The organism is Candidatus Eisenbacteria bacterium (assembly GCA_013140805.1).
Classification (GTDB): Bacteria; Eisenbacteria; RBG-16-71-46; order RBG-16-71-46; family RBG-16-71-46; genus JABFRW01.
Window position 1 is genome coordinate 1 of sequence record JABFRW010000033.1, and the last position, 20,401, is coordinate 20,401.

18 protein-coding genes are annotated in these 20,401 nt (G+C 67.6%); 10 read left to right on the top strand and 8 right to left on the bottom strand.

Going from position 1 to position 20,401, the window contains the following annotated elements:
* Positions 1 to 126: 126 nt before the first annotated feature.
* From HOP12_03370 to HOP12_03390, 5 genes are all read right to left on the bottom strand, one after another.
* On the bottom strand, positions 127 to 357 hold the full coding sequence (locus HOP12_03370) for a hypothetical protein (GenBank protein NOT33190.1): 231 nt from the start codon (positions 355 to 357) through the stop codon (positions 127 to 129).
* Positions 358 to 401: 44 nt separating this feature from the next.
* The gene (locus tag HOP12_03375) at positions 402 to 2,438 is read right to left on the bottom strand and encodes a T9SS type A sorting domain-containing protein (protein ID NOT33191.1); all 2,037 of its coding nucleotides are present in this window, start codon (positions 2,436 to 2,438) and stop codon (positions 402 to 404) included.
* A gap of 128 nt (positions 2,439 to 2,566) precedes the next feature.
* Entirely contained in the window at positions 2,567 to 3,061 is a 495-nt protein-coding gene (locus tag HOP12_03380) for a hypothetical protein (protein ID NOT33192.1), read from the bottom strand.
* A 9-nt stretch (positions 3,062 to 3,070) separates the two neighbouring features.
* Positions 3,071 to 5,485, bottom strand: a complete 2,415-nt coding sequence (locus tag HOP12_03385; GenBank protein NOT33193.1) for a hypothetical protein — start codon at positions 5,483 to 5,485, stop codon at positions 3,071 to 3,073.
* A 137-nt stretch (positions 5,486 to 5,622) separates the two neighbouring features.
* Positions 5,623 to 7,182 (bottom strand): DUF4301 family protein, encoded by a 1,560-nt coding sequence (locus HOP12_03390; GenBank protein ID NOT33194.1) that lies wholly within the window; start codon positions 7,180 to 7,182, stop codon positions 5,623 to 5,625.
* 109 nt (positions 7,183 to 7,291) lie between these two features.
* Here HOP12_03390 and HOP12_03395 point away from each other — a divergent pair, with 109 nt between their 5' ends.
* Entirely contained in the window at positions 7,292 to 8,023 is a 732-nt protein-coding gene (locus HOP12_03395; GenBank protein ID NOT33195.1) for a hypothetical protein, read from the top strand.
* Positions 8,024 to 8,054: 31 nt separating this feature from the next.
* Here HOP12_03395 and HOP12_03400 read toward each other — a convergent pair whose 3' ends face one another.
* Positions 8,055 to 8,465 (bottom strand): ACT domain-containing protein, encoded by a 411-nt coding sequence (locus HOP12_03400; protein NOT33196.1) that lies wholly within the window; start codon positions 8,463 to 8,465, stop codon positions 8,055 to 8,057.
* Between the two features lie 106 nt (positions 8,466 to 8,571).
* On the opposite strand from HOP12_03400, the gene HOP12_03405 reads away from it, so the two are divergent.
* From HOP12_03405 to HOP12_03430, 6 genes are all read left to right on the top strand, one after another.
* On the top strand, positions 8,572 to 9,939 hold the full coding sequence (locus HOP12_03405; GenBank protein ID NOT33197.1) for a dipeptidase: 1,368 nt from the start codon (positions 8,572 to 8,574) through the stop codon (positions 9,937 to 9,939).
* A 17-nt stretch (positions 9,940 to 9,956) separates the two neighbouring features.
* Entirely contained in the window at positions 9,957 to 11,585 is a 1,629-nt protein-coding gene (locus HOP12_03410; GenBank protein NOT33198.1) for a hypothetical protein, read from the top strand.
* 48 nt (positions 11,586 to 11,633) lie between these two features.
* On the top strand, positions 11,634 to 12,137 hold the full coding sequence (locus tag HOP12_03415; protein ID NOT33199.1) for an SRPBCC family protein: 504 nt from the start codon (positions 11,634 to 11,636) through the stop codon (positions 12,135 to 12,137).
* A gap of 22 nt (positions 12,138 to 12,159) precedes the next feature.
* A complete protein-coding gene (locus HOP12_03420; protein NOT33200.1) occupies positions 12,160 to 13,779 on the top strand; it encodes a M20/M25/M40 family metallo-hydrolase in 1,620 nt (539 codons plus the stop codon).
* Positions 13,776 to 15,878 carry a S9 family peptidase gene (locus tag HOP12_03425; GenBank protein NOT33201.1) on the top strand — a complete coding sequence of 701 codons (2,103 nt, stop codon included), beginning with the start codon at positions 13,776 to 13,778 and terminating at the stop codon, positions 15,876 to 15,878. Before HOP12_03420 ends, HOP12_03425 begins: the two co-directional genes overlap by 4 nt.
* Positions 15,879 to 16,030: 152 nt before the next feature.
* Entirely contained in the window at positions 16,031 to 17,251 is a 1,221-nt protein-coding gene (locus tag HOP12_03430) for a hypothetical protein (GenBank protein ID NOT33202.1), read from the top strand.
* 9 nt (positions 17,252 to 17,260) lie between these two features.
* On the opposite strand, the gene HOP12_03435 is transcribed toward HOP12_03430, so the two are convergent.
* Positions 17,261 to 17,767 carry a YajQ family cyclic di-GMP-binding protein gene (locus tag HOP12_03435; protein ID NOT33203.1) on the bottom strand — a complete coding sequence of 169 codons (507 nt, stop codon included), beginning with the start codon at positions 17,765 to 17,767 and terminating at the stop codon, positions 17,261 to 17,263.
* The gene (locus HOP12_03440) at positions 17,767 to 18,297 is read right to left on the bottom strand and encodes an NUDIX domain-containing protein (GenBank protein ID NOT33204.1); all 531 of its coding nucleotides are present in this window, start codon (positions 18,295 to 18,297) and stop codon (positions 17,767 to 17,769) included. The genes HOP12_03435 and HOP12_03440 overlap by 1 nt, the downstream gene beginning before the upstream one ends.
* A gap of 168 nt (positions 18,298 to 18,465) precedes the next feature.
* Between HOP12_03440 and HOP12_03445 the strand changes: the two genes are divergently transcribed.
* From HOP12_03445 to HOP12_03455, 3 genes are read left to right on the top strand one after another with little or no spacing between them, the layout of a single operon-like run.
* Positions 18,466 to 18,747 (top strand): AtpZ/AtpI family protein, encoded by a 282-nt coding sequence (locus tag HOP12_03445; GenBank protein NOT33205.1) that lies wholly within the window; start codon positions 18,466 to 18,468, stop codon positions 18,745 to 18,747.
* 25 nt (positions 18,748 to 18,772) lie between these two features.
* Positions 18,773 to 20,140: a F0F1 ATP synthase subunit A gene (atpB, locus tag HOP12_03450; protein ID NOT33206.1), complete on the top strand. Its 1,368-nt coding sequence runs from the start codon at positions 18,773 to 18,775 to the stop codon at positions 20,138 to 20,140.
* An 18-nt stretch (positions 20,141 to 20,158) separates the two neighbouring features.
* Positions 20,159 to 20,395 (top strand): ATP synthase F0 subunit C, encoded by a 237-nt coding sequence (locus HOP12_03455; protein NOT33207.1) that lies wholly within the window; start codon positions 20,159 to 20,161, stop codon positions 20,393 to 20,395.
* Positions 20,396 to 20,401: the final 6 nt, after the last annotated feature.

Below are 20,401 nucleotides of genomic sequence, written 5' to 3' on the forward strand. Positions count from 1 at the left end.
CATCGCTTCCTCCTTCGTTGACGTCTTCCAGGACATCGACGAGGAGAGCCGACGCGGCCCGCCGTTGCAACTCCCGGCGGCCGCTCATGCAGGAAATATGAATTTACAGAAGCGACGTTACGCTAACTACACGGTGAGCTGCGCGCTGTGATGCACGAGGCGGTTGATGGTCTGCCGCACGACCACGGATCGCCACATCGTCATCAACACCTTCTCGCCCATGGTGAGCGACCAGCCCACGGCGAGATCCGCCTCACTCGCTTTCATCAGCGCGACCTTCGCTTCCGCCACGTTGCGATCGAAGCTGGCGAGCAGCCGCTGGGTGGTCTCGTTGCTGTACTTGGGCGCCTTCGACACGTCGAGCGAACTCTCGTGAGTGACGTTCGCCTCCCGCGGCTCCCTCAGCGCGCAATCGCGAGACGGCGCGTCGTAATTCGCTCGGGAGTTGAATACCGAACGAAGTAGATACCGGCCGGAACCCGGTCGTGTTTCGCCCGCCCGTCCCAATTCAACTGATAGCTCCCGCGTTCGTGGCGACCCTCGGCGAGGTTCGCGATCTCGCGACCGGCGAGGTCGAGAATGCTCAGTCTCACCTCGGTCGGAGCAGTGAGGGCGAATTGAATCGTCACGGGTCCGCGGGACGGATTAGGCGATACGGCGGTCAGGCCGTCCTGAAGTCGCGGATGAGCTTCGACCACGATCGGCCCGAACGCCATGCGTTCGCCGTCAGGCGAGAGAGCTTCGAGGCGATACCACCACGGGTTCCCGGCCTCGATCGAGTGATCCTCCGCCACACTCACGCCGGCCTCGCGACGAATCGCGGCGGTGACCGGTGTCCACGGACCGGTCGCATTCGACGCTCGGAAAAGCTCGACCTCTGAAAATGGCGAGGGGCCCGAGAACTCCCACGACACGCGAATGCCAGCTTCGATCGGCTCGGCGTCGAAGCGCACGAGCATCGTCGCGGTGGGTGACTCCCCGATCGAAATCTTCCGGACGTACACATCGCCCTGGTCCGAGCGCGTGTCGACCCAACTCACGTACGCACTTCCCGGGCCCGCAGGTTCGAGGCGCGAGCCGCCCTGAAAGCCGGGCGCGGTGCACACGGCGAGTCGGTCCGAACCGCTGATTGGCCAGAGTGAGCCGCCCGCATCGACTCGCTGTGCGAACAGATCGGTTTCTCCGGGCGTCAACGAGGAGTCGGACCACACCACCATGGCCCCGCCCGATCCATCCGTGACCGTGAGCGGCAGGTCGCCATTCGCGAGCGCAGCACCCACACGAACCCCGAGTGGATCCCAGCCCGGCGGAATCGTCGCGTCGGGGCGAATGCGCTGCACACGCACATCCTCGTGCCCGGCGCCCGGAACGTAGACGTTCCATGCGGTCAGCACGCCGCCGAGTCCGTCGGCTGCCGACCATTGACCATGGAGCGAATTCCCACTTGTCGAGTAGAGATTCCCGAGCGCCGGCCAACCGCTGGACGGAGTCCCCGTCGGACCAAGTCTCTGAACGAAACTCCCGGCCCGAGCATGCGGCTGATCGCTTCCGTCCCAAAGCACGAAGACGCCGCCCGATTCGTCTCCGACCATCCCGAACTCTGGATAGACGTCGAAGCCGCCGACGCCGATCCCGCTGGCCGGAACGAGTGGATCAACCACACCAGCGGCAGTGACGTGCTGAAGAACTCGCAGGTACGTTTGGACGCTCAGCGACTGAGCCCGAGAGGCCGCCGCTGTACCGTCATCCGACCAACCCACCCACACGCCGCCGGAACCGTCGAGCGACAGCACGGGTTTGTCCTGCTCGTTGAATCCAGTCTTTGTCAGAACACCATCGGTGGGCCAGCCGGGATACGGTGAACCGTCGACTTGAAGTCGATGAACGCGCACGTGTCTCCAGCCGTCCCGAGCATCCGACCATGCGACGAAAACTCCGCCGGCACCGTCCGCGAGAATCGTTGCACTCCAAATGGTGATCGGCTCGGGCGCCGGACGCAGCCCACCGGCCGGCCAATTGGAGTCGAGCTGGCCATTCGCGGTGACGTGAGCGACGCGAAAGCCGCTGAAGGCGGGCCACAACACGAAGGCGCCGCCTGCTCCGTCCGACGCGATCGAGTGGTCGCGCCACAAGTAGAACAACGGCTGCGGCGAAACGCCGCCGTCCCCGACGCGGACGCCACTCGTAGGCCAGCCGGCTGCGAGGTTCCCTCCCGAATCGTAGCGAGTGACGTAGGTCGCGAATTCCGTGTCGCTCAAGCTCACCCACGATACGAGCACGCCACCCGCGGGGTCGGCGCAGATCACCGTCGAGTACTGGAGACCGGCTCCGTCGCCGACTTTCGCGCCTTGCTCGGGCCAGGTCGCATGGGCGGCCGGGGCCATGACCGCGAGAGCCGACGCGATGCAGACGAGTCGGAATGCCAGTGGGATTCGCATGCGGGCCGTCTCGATCGGAGGGGTTGATTTCCGAGAAGCGTGATCGACCTGAAATGTTACGGCTCGCCCGCATCGCCTCAAAGGCGAATTTCTACAGAACTCAAGGAATTCGCGCGCGGTTGTGACTCTTACCCGCCCCACCCCTCATCCGCCGTCGGCCCGTAAATCGAGGGCACCGGCACGTCGAGCAGCCGGAAGTACACGGTGAGCTGCGCGCGGTGATGCACGAGATGGTTGATCGTCTGTCGCACCACCACGGATCGCGGCATCGTCATCAGCACCCTCTCGCCCATGGTGAGCGACCAGCCCACGGCGAGGTCTGCCTCGCTCGCTGCCATCAGCGCGGCCTTCGCCTCCGCCACGTTGCGATCGAAGCTGGCGAGCAGCGTCTGGGTGGTCTCGTTGCTGTACTTGGGCGCCTTCGACAGGTCGAGCGACGTCTCATGCACGATGTTGACGAGCCAGCCCGGCATGTTCGACACGAGCTGCGCCAGGTGTGCGAGCGAGAACGACTTCGTGTGCGGCTTCCACTCACCCTTGTCGCTCGGCACGCGTTCGAGCAGCCGCCGCGTGGTCGCCATCTCCTGATCGAACTCCGGAATCAGCTCTCCCTTGATGTTCACGTTGTCCCCCTAAGGCATCAACACGACGCGCTTCGAAAACGCGCGATCGCCGACGATCGTCCGAACGAAGTACACACCTGCTCCGACTCGGCTTCCATCCGAAGCATCCCCGCGCCACGTCAGAGGCCAGCGCCCCGCTGCCATCGTCTCGCGCGCAAGTTCACGCACCAGTCGCCCGCTCGCGTCGTAGATCGCGGCATCCACGCGCGCCGCACTCGGCAGTTCCACTCGCATCGCGATGCCTGCACGTGAAGGATTCCCGGACGTGATCGCGAACGCGACTTCGCGCGGCAAGTCATCGCCCACCGCGGTCGTCCCCGCCGGCAGCACCAGCGCTGTCCCACTTTCGTTGCCATGGATGTCCACTGCCGACACGCGGTACCAGAACGGGCTCGCGCCCGCATCGATGTACCAGCTCTGCGTGGGCGATGCGATGCGATTCGCGATCGACGGCACGAAGCTGGGCGAAGCGCCGCGATACAGGCGATAGTTCGCGAGGTCCGCTTCGCCGTTCGCGTTCCACAACAGCGTAGAGCCGCCGCTCGACCAGGTTCCCGCGAAGCCGCTCGGAATGGTTGGCGGGAGGTTGTCCACCGAGTAGGCCGAGTCCTGGTTCGAGAACCAGTACACGTCAGGCACCATCGGGCCCGGCGCGTTGAAGTAGTCCACCGCTTCCACGAGTAGCTGTGTGCGCGGGTTCGATCCCGCGATCGAATCGCTCTCGGTGTCCACGGTCATGCTGTAGCCCGCGAAGTGCTGGGCCGCGACACCGCCCGCGTACTCCCAGTAGGTCGCGTTCACGCCCGTACCGATCTCGCGCAACAGACTCGCGCGGCCTGCTCGCTTGGCCGCCAGCGCGATGTTGGGCGGTACCTGCCGCCACACCTGGTACCCGCGCACCAGCGGATCCACCGAGTTCTCGAGCGGGCTCGCGTTCCAGCTCACCCGGACCTGTCCGCCCTGATCGTTCGGCACATCGCGTGCGTTCACGATGCGAGGCTCGGACTGCCCGATCTGTCCGAACTGATCGATGCGCTGGGCGCTGATCGTGTAGGTCGGCGAGTTCGTCACGTCGAACCAGCTCGCGAACATGCCGCTCTGCCCGGTCGGCGCCACCACCGCCGAGTTCACTGCGCCCGGCTTCGCGCACACCATGTTGCCGGTGGCGTTCCAGCCCGAGGGGCGTGTGCCGTTGGCCTTGAGTCGCATCGCCTTCACGGTGGCTCCAGCGCCACCCGAGAACTCGTGCCACAGGACGATCGCGCCCCCCTGGCCGTCCGGCGTCGCCGTCGCGGGAATCTGGTAGAACGCGAACGTGGCCACGATCGCAAGTCCTGACGACGGCCATTGAGGATCGATCATGCCGTTGAGCAGCAGGTGTGAGCCGTACACGTCGCCCTGGACGTCGGTGCGCAGGTCGTACCAGAACACGAACGCACCACCCGCTCCGTCCGACACCACGATGGCGGAGTTCTGCTCGTCGGGGGCGGCTCCCGATAGATTGCGAATCACGAATCCGCCCGAGGGATAGACGTGCGTGCTGTTGATCTCGCTCGACGCGCCCTGCACCTGAGTCCACACCGCGATCACGCCGCCGACGCCGTCGGGAATCGCGTTGAGCTGCTGAATCAGGCCAGCGGCGAAGAGCTCGGCGACGTCGCCCCCCGCAGCAAACTGAGCAACGCCCGCTGAGTTCAACCGCTGTTTGTAGAGATTGTCGTTCGCCACGGTCAGGTCGCGCCACAGAATCCACATGCCGCCCACGCCGTCAGTGGCCGCGACGACCTGGTCCTGAATCGACGTGTTTGAGGCGACCGCCAGGCCGCTCGCACCCCACTGCAGCACCCCTGAAGCATTGAGTCGCTGCGCGTAGGCGTCGGTGTCGCCGATCGAGAAGTTGTAGGTCCAGGCGAACATCGCACCGCCGGTGCCGTCCGGGACCAGGCCGAAGCGCGTGGACTGCGAGTTTGGCTGCGTGGCAACGCGCACGCCGCCCGCCGTCCACAGTGCGGTGCCGGCGGAGTTGAGTCGCTGCGCAAAGATCGCGTCGACGCCGGCGACATTTTGCGCCCACGCGACGATGACGCCGCCGGTGCCGTCCGCGACGAGCGTTCCATTGAACTGAGAGGGCGAGCCGGTGGCGATCGGCAGGCCGTTCGCGTTCCACAGCAGCGTGCCGTTCGCATCGATCCGCTGCGCGTAGACATCGCTGTTCCCCGACCGCTCGTCTGACCACACCAGGTAGTAGCCGCCGGCGCCGTCGGCGATCGAAGCGGTCGTGAATCGCTGGCTCGCTGCCGAATAAATCGTGAGCGGTGATGCCGGATCGTTCGGCCACGCGGCGAGACACACGCCTGGAGTCAGCAGCGCCGCGAGGGCGCTTGCGAGAACGGTGAGGCGAAACCACGCCGACATCCGGGACATGAGCGACCTCCTGGTGAACGGGGTTCAATTCCTGCTCGTTCGGTCATGGAACGCAGCGATAGGCAGCACCTTCGGCCGCGGCCGAAGCTACTCCGCGGCTCGAGGCTGCTCAATCGCTATGTTTCGAGCGGTTGCGCTCAGTCCGGCTGATGCGCGGGGCGCAACAGATCGAGCACGGTCTTGACCGGGTTGAACACCTCGAGCGGCACTTCGATGAAGCGCGTGTTCCAGTGCGCCATCGCGCCGTTCCAGAGTCCCGGGCGTTCGAGCACGCGCAGCTCGCGGCCACCTGCCGACTTGCGAGTCAGAATGATCGCGTCGGGGTCCACGAACGCGTTCAGGTCGTAGGGCTGGCCCGTGGCGCTTCGCAGCCCGCAGGCGAGAAACACCGGATTGAAGTGCGTCCCGGCTTCGAACGCCGCGCGTTGCGCCGGCACCCGCATATTGACCTGCGCGCTCTCAACGATCTGCGGTGACAGCGCGCCGTCGCGGCCGCGTACCCAGAACGGGCCGCCGCCCGGCTCGCCGGTATTCGGCACCATGCCGCAGATGCGCAGCGGGCGGGCGAGCGCCGCGCGAGCGTCACGCCGTCGAGACTCCGCGTCGCCGCTGATCACTGCCGGGCGATTGAGCACTTCGCGCACGAACGCGAGCGCTTCGTCCGCCGCGTCGGCCGACGCATCGAGCCGTCGCACCAGCTCCTGCACGCGCGACTCGGTCTCGGCGGCAAGGCCCAGCAGTACGCGCGCCCACTCGAGGCTCGGTTCCCGAACGCGTGCATGCGCGACGTTGTCGATGTTCTTGATGAGCACCAGGTCGGCGCCGCATTCCGCCAGATTGGCGATCAGCGCGCCGTGCCCGGCGGGACGCAGCGTCAGGTGGCCGTCGGCGTCGCGAAAGGGCTGGCCATCGGCATCTGCCGCGAGCGTGTCGGTGGCGGGATGTTGAGACGAGAAGCGCACCTCGAGCGGCGCCTCGATGCGCGCCTCGACGCGCGCCCGAACCTGCGCCAGCAGCGCCTCGAACAGCGTCCGATGCTGTGGCGACACGGTGGCGTGCAGGCAGCAGCGCTTCGATGCGGCGCGCACCACCAGCCCGGCCTCGATGAGCTGAGCTTCGAATGCGGTGCGGATCTCCGCGCCCTCGCGATGGAACGGCAGCACGCCTTTGGGGCGATTCGCGTAGTCGAGCGCGCGAGCGTCGAGCAGCGCCGCGAGGATCGGCGCGAATGGCCCCGATCGCGCGTGAGCTTCGAGTGACGCGCCGGGCGTCATCTGAGCGAGAGTCTCCGCAAGCGCTTCGCGAAACGCGAAGCGAGGGAGTCCATCCAGAAACGCACGCAGCGCCTTCGCTTCGGGCTTGCCCGAGGCGGCCTGCGCGTCGAGTTCGGCCGGCGAGTCGGGGCGGCGCTCGGCCTGCACCTGCATCAGCTCCTTGAACATGCGACTCGCGGCACCCGAAGCCGGCACGAACCACTGCGCGCGACCCTCCGAGGCGGCATGCGCATGCGCGGCCAGCGCCCGTTCGCGCGTCGCGTCATCGAGCACTTCGATCCCGTCGCCTCGCGTGCACGGCCGTTCGAGCGTTGTCCACGCTTCGCCGCGTGCCAGCAGTGCGAGCTGGCGTTCGGCCTCGGCCGCGCTGATTCCGAGTGCCGCGAGCTGCGAGTGATCGGCGGGGGAAAGGGGGGAACTCATGCCGGCAGTTTCGACATTGCGCGCCGCAATCTCAAGCGCGCACCATGGCGTCGTGCCGTGCACCGTTCCGGCGCGGCGCCGATCCCCGACCGGGGAACAGGAGGCAGGCATGAGAGCAACGAAGCGGTTTCTCATCGCAGTCGCGGCCGTGGTCGCCGCGGCCCTCGCTCCGCATGCAGCACAGGCACACGGCTGGGAGCTGGGCATCGCAGGCATCGGCCAGCAGAACGTCGAGATCCGCAAGTGTTCGACCGGCGCCCTGATCACGACGGTGATGAGCCTTGCCGCCAATCCGGGATACTGCGGCAGCAACCTGCTCGTGAGCTTCAACAGCGCGGACGGTGGAGCCCAGGTCACGCTGGAGCCCGACGTTCAGTACGTCTTCACGTTCCAGAGCTGGGGCAAGTCGGCGTTCGTGATCGGCTCGATCGGAAACGCAATCGCCAACGACGATGTGTGGGGTTTGTCGAACAATTCGAGCCCGCCGGTCTGGAAACCCAACGGCTGCACCATCGGCGCAGACATGCAATGGGTCGGCGGATGGCCGAACGCAGCATGCGCCACGCCGCCTCCGCCGCCACCTCCGCTCAGCGTCAACCTCGTGATCGATCACACGGTCCCGCAGGGAAGCAAGACCACCTACTACCTGGTCGCGACCGCATCGGGCGGAACGGGGACCCACAATTTTTCGTGGTCCAACGCCACGCTGTCGAGTGCGGCGAACGTGAACCCCAGCACCGCGACTCGCACGATCCTCAATTCTCAGTCGGCCACGGTGACGGTCACCGTGACGCGCGGCACCCAGACGGCGACTCGCTCCATTCAGCTCGGCGGTCTCTAGCTTCAGGCGCTCGAGGTGCGGTGGCGCGTCGCTACCGCACCTCGAAGTGCTCGCGCAGGCACGCCGAGGCGCGCTCGAAGTAACGCTCCATCACCAGCAGGTAGTCGGTGTCGAAGGTCGAGAGCACGAACACCGGCAGTCCTGCCGCGGCGAGTGGTGCCGTGAGCCCCGCGATGACGCCGGTGGTTTCGAACGGCACCTGGCCCTCGATGACGAACGCTCGCCACGGCCGCTCGACCTTTGCGACCGAAGGTGGCACCGCTCCGTCGTCGCACACGATCGAAAGCTCGTCTGGCGTGCGAGTGACCGACCACACGGTGGCCTCGGAATGCAGCACCCAGGCGGGAAACGAGTCGTCCGGCGCCAGGCGGCAGACCGCGAGGCGTTCCGGAAGCAGGCGCAGCGTGAGCCGCGACGCAGGTGGTTCAGTCGAGGGGATCATCGCGCCGCATCGTCGTGCAGGCATTCCACCCGCGTCAATCGCGGATGGCGCCTGTGCTAAGGTGCCCGCTTTCTCGCGAATGATTCCCACTCTCGGAGCCCTCTCGATGGACGCCCTCACTACTTATCTCGAACAGAACCGCGAGCGCTTCGTCGAGGATTTGAAGGAATGCCTGCGAATCCCCAGCGTGAGCGCGCAACCGGCGCACCGCGACGATTGCGTGCGCTGCGCCCGTTTCCTGGCCGACCACCTCAGGTCGATCGGCATGACGCACGCCGAGGTGGTTCCGACCGCCGGGCATCCGATCGTCTACGCCGAGTGGCTCGGGGCGCCGGGCGCCAAAACGGTCGTGCTGTACGGCCACTATGACGTTCAGCCACCGGAACCGCTCGAGCTCTGGAAGACCACCCCGTTTGACCCCGAAGTGCGCGACGGCAAGTTGTTCGCGCGCGGCGCGGTCGACGACAAGGGTCAGGTCTACATGCACCTGAAGGCGATCGAGGCTCACTTCAAGGTGAACGGGAAGCTGCCGGTCAACCTGAAGGTCGTGATCGAGGGAGAGGAAGAAGTCGGCAGCGAGCACCTCGATGCCTACCTCGAGGCGAACAAGGTGCGGCTCGCGGCCGATGTGCTGGTGGTGAGCGATACGGCGATGCGCGGCCCCGATCAGCCGGCGCTGACCTACGGGTTGCGCGGCATCCTCTATACCCAGATCGAGGTCACGGGCCCGACGCACGATCTGCACTCCGGACACTTCGGCGGTGCGGTGCAGAATCCCGCCAACGCGCTCGCCATGATCATCGCGGCGCTCAAAGACGGCGAAGGTCGCATCACGGTGCCGGGTTTCTACGAGCAGGTGCGCGCGCTGGACGCGGCCGAGCGCGAACTGCTGCGCTCGACGCCGTTCGATGAGGCGGGCTTCATCGCCGAGAGCGGCTCGCCCATTGCGTTCGGCGAGCGCGGATTCAGCACCGTCGAACGCATCAGCGTGCGCCCGACGCTCGACGTGAACGGCATGTGGAGCGGCTACATCGGCGAAGGCAGCAAGACCGTGCTGCCGTCGTTCGCGGCCGCGAAGGTCTCGATGCGCCTGGTGCCGGACCAGGATCCGGTCGAACTCTTCAAGCGCTTCGAAGCCTACGTGAAGAAGCTCGCCCCGCCCGGCGTGACGGTGAAGGTGCTCGACCTGCACGGCGCTCAGCCGTGGGTCACGTCGTACGACGATCCGATGCTGCAGTGCGCGCGTCGCGCACTCGACCGCGCGTGGACCAAGCCGGCGGTCATGATCCGCGAGGGCGGCTCGATCCCGGTGATCGCGAGCTTCCAGCGCATCTTCGGGATCCCCGCGATCCTGATCGGCTTCGGCCTGGACGACGACAACGTGCACGCTCCGAACGAGAAGTTCTCGCTCACTTCGTTCCACGGCGGCACCCGCAGCGTCGCCTACCTCTATGAGGAGATCGCGCGCGGTTGAAGCCGAGCCGCGACCCCATGACTCGAGCCCCCGCGATGCCGCGCTTCGCTGCGATCCGGGCCACGCTGTGTGCGCTCGCGCTGCTGCCGGCAATGCTGGCGGCACGTGACGCGATCGCCGCTCCGCAGGTCGAGGTGCACGGCACGGTGCTGCGCCCCGACGGCGCTCCGGTGCCGCGTGCGCGCATCACGCTGCGAAATGGTCGCAGCGCTTCGGTGAGCGCCGACGCGCAGGGGCGCTTCACGATCCGCATCGCGCTGCCGACCCTCGCCAGACTGTCGCGCGACACGCTGCGACTTCAGCTCGACGCCGCCGCCAGGGGCTGGCGCCCGGTGTACGGCGATCGCGAGCCGGCGCTCGGACTCTCGCTGACGGTCACCGAGGTCGGAGGCGGTCGTCGGCTGATCGCACGCTCCAACGACTCGCGCCTCGCGGCGGTGGCGGCGCGTGCGGTGGCGACCGGCGTCTCTCTGGTGCTCGACGAGGTGCGCTTCACTGCGCTGGCGGGCGAGCGCGCGGGTGTTCCGCCGCCGCCGATCCTCACTCACAGCGCGACGCTCACGCTGGAAGGTGCGCCCGGAAACGATTCGACGCTCGTCAAGCCCGTTGCCGTGCGCCCGCGCGTCGACTCGCTGCAGCGCGTGGTGGTCGAGCGCGAGCGCACGGTGCGCGAGCGAGCGAACAGTGAACGCGCCGAGCGCTCGCGCACCGTGCGCCCGCGCGTCGACTCGCTGCAGCGCGTGGTGGTCGAGCGCGAGCGCACGGTGCGCGAGCGAGCGAACAGTGAACGCGCCGAGCGCTCGCGGCGCGATTCGCTCGAGCGCATGCAGTGGCGCGAAGCGGTGGCGGCGCGCGAGGACTCGTTGCGCGCGGTCTGGGGGGTGCGTCGCGATGCGCCTCGCAATGCGGACCCGGCGCTGATCCGCCGGCTCGAGCGCGAGCGCATCGACTCGACTCGAACCGCGAACACGCTCAAGCGTCGTGAGTCCGCGCGCCGCGACTCGCTGCGCTGGGCGGACTTTCGCATGGCGAAGCAGGCTCGCGAGGACTCCGTCGCGCGACTCGAGCAACTGCGCAACGACGAAGCGGATGCGGCGAAGGCCGCGAAGGAAGCGCAGCGAGTTGCGCAGGCCGAGGCACGGGTGAAGCGCAACGAAGCATCGAAGGCGGCGCGGGCCGAGCGAGTCGAGAAGGCGAAGCCACCGCGCGAGGAGAAGCCGGCGCGGGTTGCGAAGCCGAGAGTCGAGAAGCCGATCGCCGCGCCACCCACGCCGGTCGCTCGGACTGAGCCGCCGCGAACCGAGCCGCCGGTCGCCGACGGCTGCTCGTGTCGCATGGCGGGCACGGTCGAGATCGCTCCGCGAATGGTGTTGCTCGAACCCGAGCGCGTGGTGGTGAGGCTCGCGGGTCGCGCCACGCCCGCCGACACCCTCGAGATGTTCATGGGCGCTCCGCGTGCATTCCGCCTCGCCGCGGTGCCGTGCGGTGCGAGACGCCTCGAGATCATTCGCCTGCGCCTCGACGCCCCCGAGGCGCGTCTGGTCGACGGACAGCCGGCGGAAGGTTTCGGGTGCTCGAGCGGCACGCTGCTGCAGCCGCGTCTGGTGATCGCGCTCGACCGTCCGCGCAACGCGATTCGCCGCTAGGCCGAATCGGCGCGAATCCCGCACGCTTGCGGCGGCATCTGAGCGCACATGCGAATGCATCGGCTCGAAACGCTCCAGATCTTTCCGCGCGGCGTCGACGAAGTGTTCGCGTTCTTCGCGGATGCCCGCAACCTCGAGCGCATCACGCCCGAGTTCTTGCGCTTTCGCATCGTGACGCCGCAGCCGATCTCGATGGGAGTCGGCACCGAGATCACCTACGCGCTGAGCCTTCATGGCTTCCCAATGCGCTGGGTGTCGCGCATCGATGCATGGGAGCCGGGCCGCCGTTTCGTCGATCGGCAGCTTTCGGGGCCCTACGCGCGCTGGGTCCACGAACACACCTTCGAGCCCGTGCCGGGTGGTACCCGCGTCGCCGATCGAGTCGATTACGCGTTGCCTCTCGATCCGCTGTCGCGGCCGCTGCACGACCGATTCGTGCGCCCCGACGTGGAGCGCATCTTCGCGCACCGGCATCGGGTGCTCGCCGAGCACTTCGGCACACCGCTGCGCACCGCAAGGCGTGCGCCGGCCGTGGCGTTGTCGCCCCGCTAGTCCTCGACTACCGTCCGGCCGCATGGCCGACTCCATCGATCCCGCTCGCGTTCGAGACCTCACGCATCGACTGGTGGCAAGCTCGAGCGTGAGTCCGGATGCGATCGCCGAGAACGCGTGCGGCGCGGCGCTGCGCGCCGAACTCGCGAGCTTCGCCGAGACCGGAACATGGGGCCTCGCCGATGGTCGCGAGATCACCTGGGCGCTGGTGCGCGGGGGCTCGTCGCGAACGCTGGTGTGCCTCGGGCACCACGACACCGTGGCGGTGGGCGAATACGCGGCGCTCGATTCGGCCGGCGACGCGCGGCTCGCGTTCGATCCGGAGCGCCTGCGAGAGCGGCTCCTGACGCTCGCGGCCGGGTCCAGCGAGTCGTTGCCCGATCACCTGCGCGCCGACCTCGAGCAGGAGCGCTCGACACCCGGCACCTGGATGTTCGGACGCGGTGCGCTCGACATGAAGAGCGGGCTCGCCGCAGGGGTCGAAGCGCTGAGAGCCTACGCGACGCGTGACGGCGGGCCCGCGGGCAGCGTGCTGTTCGTGAGCTGTCCCGACGAGGAAGTGCACTCGGTCGGCATGCTCGCGGCGGTGCCGCGCATCCTCGAACTGCGCGACGCGCAGGGCCTCGCGTTCGAGGGCGCGATCAATCTGGACTACGCCGAGGAACCCGCGATTCACTTTGGCGTGGCAGGCAAGCTGCTGCTGCAACTCTGGGTGCTCGGCGATCCGACTCACGCAAGCGAGCCGTTTCGCGGCGTCGACGCGACCCAGCTGGCGGCGGCGATCGTGTCGCAACTCACGCTCGACCCGGCGCTCGCCGACCTCGATGCGGATTCCCGCGGCGTGCCGCCGGTGGTGTTGCGCCTGCGCGACTTGAAAGACGCCTACGACGTGCAGACAGCCCTTGAAGCGGTGGCCGAGGTCAACCTGCTCACGCGCGGTCGGTCGCTCTCGGAGTGGATCCGCGTGCTCAAGCGCAGCGTGTCGGAAACACTCGCCTCGCACGCGCGCTCGATGCGCGAGCTGGCTGCGCGACTGGCGCCCGCCGAGCGTGCACGAGAGCTCGCGACGCCGCGCGTGCTCAGCTACGCAGAGCTTGCCGAACGGGCGGGGCCGGCGGCGCGTGAGACGGCCGAGCGTGCGGCGGCCGATGCCATCGCGCGAGGTGCCGACGTTCGCGAATCCACGCTGGTGCGCGTGCGCACGCTGGCGCGGCTCGCTCAGCTCAGTGGTCCGGCGGTGGTGCTGGCGTTGGCGCCGCCCTACTACCCGGCGGCGGCCGCGCGCGAGGCACCCATCGCGCGCATCGCGCGGGAGGTGGCCGAGCGGCACGATCTCGCCGTGCGCGGGGTGTATCCGCATATCACCGACGCGTCCTATGTGGCATGGCGAGATGCCCCGGCCGCACGGCTGGCCGAGTGGCTGCCGGCGCTCGGCGCCGAGTATCGGCTTCCGATCGATGCGGCGACCGCACTCGACCTGAACGTGGTGACGCTGGGGCCCTGGGGGCGCGACGCTCATGGTCGATTCGAACGCGTGCATGCGCCGCATGCATTCGCTACGCTTCCGGCCGCCCTGCTCGAGCTGTTCAGTCGCACGCTCGACCGCACGGTCCCCCCGACCGAATTGGAGCCTCCGTCATGACGCCCGAAACCGCTTCCATTCCCGACGCCGCCCGGGCGCCCAACGCGACCGGCGCTCGCCGTCCGATGCGCGAGGACGATCTGCTGCGCTTCGTGTGGGTCGCCGATCCGCAGATCTCGCCCGATGGCGCGCGTGTCGCGTTCACCCGCGTGTGGGTGGATCGCGAGAGCGACGACTATCAGACCGCGGTGTGGATCGCCGACGCGAAGACCGGCGGCGCGCGAGCACTCACGTCGGGCAAGTGGGACAGCCAGCCGCGCTGGTCGCCCGACGGCACGCGACTCGCGTTCGTGCGCAAGACCGCGGGCGATCAGCCGCCGCAGCTGCACGTGCTGCCGATGGCGGGCGGCGAAGCGCAGTGCCTGACCACGCTCGAAAAGGGCGCCGGTGCACCCGCGTGGTCGCCCGACGGCACGCGCATCGCGTTCACGAGCGGAACGAACCCCGAGATCGACACGCCCGAGAAGACCAAGAACAAGCCCAAGCACGAGCCGGCCCGCATCGTTCAGAAGCCGGTGTTCCGCTGGAACGATCAGGGCTTCGTCGACTTGGAACACCTCGACCAGTTGTGGGTGATCCCCGCCGCCGGCGGATCGCCGCGACAGCTCACGCGCGGCGAGTTCGCGGCGGGCGCTCCGCGCTGGTCCCGCGATGGTCGCCGCGTGATGTTCGCGGCCGATCGTCGCGCCGAGCCGTGGTTCGGGCACGAGGAGGCGCGCCTCTACTCGGTGTCGCCGGAACTCGAGTCACCGACGACGGGCGAGGCGCTCGAGCTGGTTGCGGACTACTCGGGCACGGTGATCGCGTGGGCCGAGCGCGAGGACGGCGCGATCGCAACCATCGGCAAGCTGCTCGACTCGTCACGCTTCGCGAGCTACGACCAGATGGACGTGCTGCTCTCCGAGGGTGCGTCGCCATTGCGCAAGGTGCGGCGCGTCAACGCGACCCGCGACCACGCCATGGGGGAAACGCTGTCCGCGGATCAGCATCCGCCGCGTGGCGGCGGCGGGGTTCCGTTCGCGTTCGCCGAGAACGGTCGCGTGATCCTGACCCTCGCTTCGCGACACGGTGGCGCCATGCTGGTGCGCGTCGATCTGGCGAGCGGCGAAGTGCGCGAGCTGACGCCGATTCAGCGCGACATCTCGGTTGGTAGCGCGACCCCCGACGGCCGGCGCTGGGCGCTCACGGTCGGCAGCCCGACGACGCCGGGCGACCTTGCGATCTTCGACACCGCCAACGGCGAGCTGCGCACGCTCTATGCGCCGAACCAGGACTGGCTCGCCGAGATCGCGCTCGGCGCGATCGAAGAGATCTGGTACCCGAGCTTCGACGGCAAGCAGATCCAGGGCTGGATGGTGCGTCCACCGGATTTCGATCCGAAGGGCAGTTACCCGCTGGTGCTCGAAATTCACGGCGGTCCGCACACCGCCTACGGCGTCGCGTTCTTCCACGAGTTCCAGGTGCTGGCGGGTGCCGGCTACGTGGTGCTCTACACCAATCCGCGCGGCAGCACGTCCTATGGCGAATCATTCGCCGACTGCATCCAGTACCGCTACCCGGGCGACGACGTGCAGGATCTGCTGCTGGGCGTTGACGAAGTGGTGAAGCGCGGCTCGATCGACGTGAAGCGACTCGGCGTGACCGGCGGGAGCGGTGGCGGGCTGCTGACCAACTGGATCATCGCGCACGACCAGCGCTTCGCGGCCGCCGTCACCCAGCGGTGCGTGGCGGACTGGATCTCGATGGTCTACAGCAGCGACTTCGCGCTGTTCATGCCGTACTGGTTCAGGCGCCAGCCGCACGAGGACCCGAAGGAGTATCTCGACCGCTCGCCCTACATGATGGCCGACCGCATCCAGACGCCGCTCATGGTGATCCACAGCGAGGAAGACTGGCGCACGCCGATCGGGCAGGGGGAGACCATGTTCCGGGCACTCCTTCAGCAACGTAAGACCTGCGTGATGGTGCGGTTCCCGGGCGAGAACCACGAGCTGTCGCGTAGCGGCATGCCTACTCGGCGGGTGCAGAACCAGGAGCACATCCGGGCGTGGTTCGACCGCTGGCTCCAGGGCAAGCCGGCACCTCAGTACGGGGTCTGAGGGGCGCGGGGGTACACTCTCCGGTCATGAAAGTCCGCCCGGCGAAACGCCCGTTCCGTGTGGTGGCCGGCTTGTGTGCGGTAGCCGCCGCGTGTCTCGCAGGCTCGCTCGCTGCTCCGCCTGTGGTCCGCGAGTCGCACGCGTCCTACTTCGTGCCGACGCCGCCCTGGCGCCCCAAGGAAGCGACGCTGGTACGGCGCCAGGGACTCTTCCACCTCTACTACACGCGCGGCATTCCGACCGCCCCGTTCGATTCGACCTGGACCGAACTCGGGCATGCGGTCTCGGGCGACCTCTACAACTGGGTCGAATGGGCGCCGGAGATCCCGCCGCGCGCGACCGAGTGGGACAACCACCAGATCTGGGCGCCTCACATCGTCGAGACCGACACGCTCTACTACATGTTCTACACCGGGATCACGCACTCGCCGCCGGACTGGATCCATCACCAGCGCATCGGCGTTGCGACCTCGCCCGACCTCGTCAACTGGACGCGACTCCCCGAGCCGGTGCTGGAGTGCCTCGATGTCCCGTGGACTTACTGCATCCCGTCGATGGAGGGTGCCGGCGACTTTCGCGATCCCTACGTGATGCCCGATCCGGATTCGGCCGGACACTGGATCATGTACTACACCGCGCGTCATCGCGACGCCCCGGGCGAGCTGCTGATCGGCGCCGCGCGCTCGACCGGCGACCTCACGCAGTGGACCGGCGCGGGACCGTTGTTCAATACCGCACAGCGCTACACGCTGAGCAGCGTCACGGAGACGCCCGACGTGTTCGAGCACCAGGGACGGTGGTTCCTGCTCTACACCACCTGGAACAAGCACCCGATCGGCATCCAGACCGCATTGCATCCGCTCGCGGACTCGTCGGGCTGGAGCGCTCAGCAGTTCCTGCACGAACAGGTGCCGTTCAACAACACCGATCCAAGCTTCGGTCCCGAGCACCTCGTCGTCGACGGGCACGAGCTCTACTACCACGCCAATTCGGCGGTCGACGGGATCGAGTTCCTCGAGTTCGTGTGGGAGGACTCGCTGAACTTCGACCTGATCGACCCGTGGATCGTCGACACCGCGCTCTCGGTACCGCAGCCGCCGCTCGCCGGCGTGCGCCTGGTTCCGGTGCTGGGCGCGGGCGGCGTGCGGCTGGTCGTGGACACGCCGCGCTCGCTCGAGGCGCGGTTGTGGATCGCGGACGTCTCGGGACGACGCATTCAGCTGCTGCACGAGGGGCGATTGCCGCGCGGTCGCAGCGAACTGCCGTGGGATGGCCGCGCGTCGGCCGGGTTCGTGATGCCGTCGGGCGTCTACTTCGCGGTGCTCGAGACCGCCGGCGAACGCCGCGTCGCGCGCTTCGCGCGACTGCGGTAGCGGAGGACTTCAGTTCGAGCGGTAGTTCCCGAACTTGAGCTCGACGCCGAAGTCCTGCTGCTTGAGAAGCGCGATCACGCCCTGAAGCGAGTCGCGGTCGGGCGACGAGACGCGCACCGTGTCGCCCTGGATCGACGCCTGAACCTTCTTGAGCTTCGCGTCTTTGAGAGTGCGCGCGACGTCTCGGGCCATGTCGGCGGTGAGGCCATCCTGGATCTCGATCACCTGCCGCACCGTGCTGCCGCCGGCGGCTTCGATGGTGCCGGGTTTCAGATTCTTGAGCGGCACCTGCCGCCTCACGATCTTGGTCTGCAGCACGTCCCAGACCGCCTTGATCTTGAAGTCGTCGGGCGCGATCAGGGTGATGTTCTTGTCCTTCTGCGACAGCTCGATGCCGACCTTGACGCCCTTGAAGTCGTAGCGCTGGGTGATCTCTTTGGTCGCCTGATCGACCGCGTTGTGAACTTCCATGAAGTCGACGCCGGTCGTGACGTCGAATGAGTTGCTGGCCGCCATCAGCGCTTCCTCCGGGTCGAGTGGATCAAGGTCGTGATGTCGCGCGGATGCGTGACCTTCGAAGTCGGCCGGAACGACGGATGCAAGAACACCTCGCGATCGATCGCCTCCATGGCGTCGCGCTGCGCCTGCCAGTGCACGGTTTTGCCGGCGCGGGCCGGCGGCAGGAACTGGTGCGCGTCGTGTTCGCGCGAGCGGGTGACCAAGTCGCTCGGGCCGACCTCGGCGAGGAAGATCGGCAGCGCCTCGAGCCGATCGGTGTGCGGCTCATAGAACGCGACCAGATGCTCGAGCGCCCACCAACGGTGAGGCGTGAGCCCGGTTTCCTCGCGCACTTCCCGAACCGCTCCCCGCCACGCCGCTTCGCCGCGGCGGAGCGAGCCGGTGATCGGTTGCCAGATGCCAGGCAGAGGCTGCCCGGCAGCCCTTCTAAGTAACAGAAACTCTATGCCGGATGGCGTTTTAGCCGATTTCGACAGCGGCCGGCGAAAGACATGAATCTCGACGTGACGAACTTCGAATCCGCTCATAGGAGGGCACCATAGCCGAGCCGCCTCGGCCGCCCAAGCCCGGCAAGCGGGAGTTGCGCTGAAGCGAAGGCTCGACGACCTGATTCGGGCTTGACCGAATGCCGTGCTTCCCTTACGGTCCCGCCGCCTCTCTCAACCGTTGCTATTGCGTCGGTTGGGGGAATCATTGTGAAACTTTTCACCGGGGTGCGCAGCATGAAATCTCCCGGCCCGAAGGACGCGGATAAAGCGGGTCTTCGCACGGCTGGAATGCTGCTCGCCATCCCGTCTCTGCTCATCGCCGCACCCCTCGTTGGTCTCTTCCTGGGCAGGGCGCTGGACCGGTGGCTCAATTCCGGACTGTGGTGCACCGCGATCGGCGTGGGATTGGGCTTCTTCGCCGCCGGGCGCGAGATCTACCTGATCATCCGTCGCGTTCAATCCGAAGAGGAGGGCAATGGTCGCCGCTGACCGCACGTCCGGCGATCGTTCCTGAATGGGCCTCGAATTCCTCAGTCGCGTCCGGCGCAGCTCCCTGCTGGCAGCCGTCGTGGTCGCTCTGGCGACTGCCGTCTACGTGGATCTTCGCCACGGAATCGGCGTGGCCGCCGGTACCGCGTGGTGCCTCGTCAACCTGTCATTGCTCGCGCATCTGGTGCGCGGAGTGTCCGAGCGCTCGAGTGCCACGGCCCTGCGCCGTGTGGTGCTCTCGATGGTCGGGACGCTCGCGTGGTTCGGTGCCGGCGCGTGGCTGCTCGTTCAGCTCCCGCCCATGGCACTCGCGGCCGGCTTCACGCTGCCGTTCGTCGTGATGGTGCTCAAGGCCGCCTCGACGATGCTCATCGAGTCGCCGGCGTGGGCGCCGATGACCCGCGGCCGCTGGGTCGGCGCGGTGGTACTGGCGGTCGCCCTCGGTGCGATCGCATTGGTGTCGCGCTTCGGGCCCGACGCGCCGCGTGCGAATGCGCAGGAGCACGGCGCACACTCGGCCACGACCGCACCGCCGGCCGCGCATGGCGCGCCCGCACCCGGTGAACACGCGCCCGCACCCGGTGAACACGTGCCCGCGGCGGGACCCAAGAAGTTCGACACCGTGCTCAGCGTGCTCGCGAAGTCGAATCACGGCAACGCGGTCGGTCGCTTCATCCACACCTTCGAGCCGGTGCTGTTCTCGGGTGCCGTCGCGATCCTCCTGTGCATCGTGATGCTGCTCGCGGCGCGCAACTACCAGCGCATCCCGGGCCCCCTCGCCAACGTGGTGGAGATGCTGGTCGAGGCGCTGCAGAACTTCGTGGTCGGCATCCTGGGACCCGAGCACGGCAAGCGCTTCACGCCGTTTCTGGGCTCGCTGTTCCTCTACATCTGGTGGATGAACTGGTTCGGACTGGTGCCGTTCATGGAAGCGCCGACTTCGAATCTCAACGTCACGCTGGCGCTCGCGCTGGTGGTGGTGATCTACGTGCAGTACGTCGCGGTCCGCGCCCTCGGGTTCGGCGGCTACCTGCATCACCTCGCGGGCAGCCCGCGCTCGGCGATCGAGTGGGGGCTGGTGCCGCTGATGCTGCCGATCCACGTGATCGGCGAACTCGCCAAGCCGGTCTCGTTGTCGTGCCGACTGTTCGGCAACATCTTCGGCGAGGACATGCTGCTGGTCGGCTTCACGACGCTCGGCGTCGGGGTGCTGGCCGCGACCGGGCTGCCGTTCGGCCTTCCGATCCAGCTGCCGTTCCTGTTTCTGTCGCTCATGATGGGCACCATTCAGGCGCTCGTCTTCACCATGCTCAGCACGGTTTACCTCCTCCTCATGCTGCCGCACGACGATCACGGTCACGGCCATGAGGCGGAAGCTCATCACGCCCACTAAGAGAGAAGGAGAACGATCATGGATTTTCAGACCGCACTCGGATTTGCGCTTCCCCTCGGCATTGGCGTCGCCGCCATCGGTTCGGGGATCGGCCTCGGCATGATCGGCAACGGCGCGATGCAGGCGATCGGCCGTCAGCCCGAAGCGACCGCACGCATTCAGCTCGCGATGATCATCATCGGCGCGTTCGCTGAAGCACTCACGATCTACGCGTTCGTGACCATGTTCATCCTCTCGTCGAAGATCGGCGGTTGAGGGGAG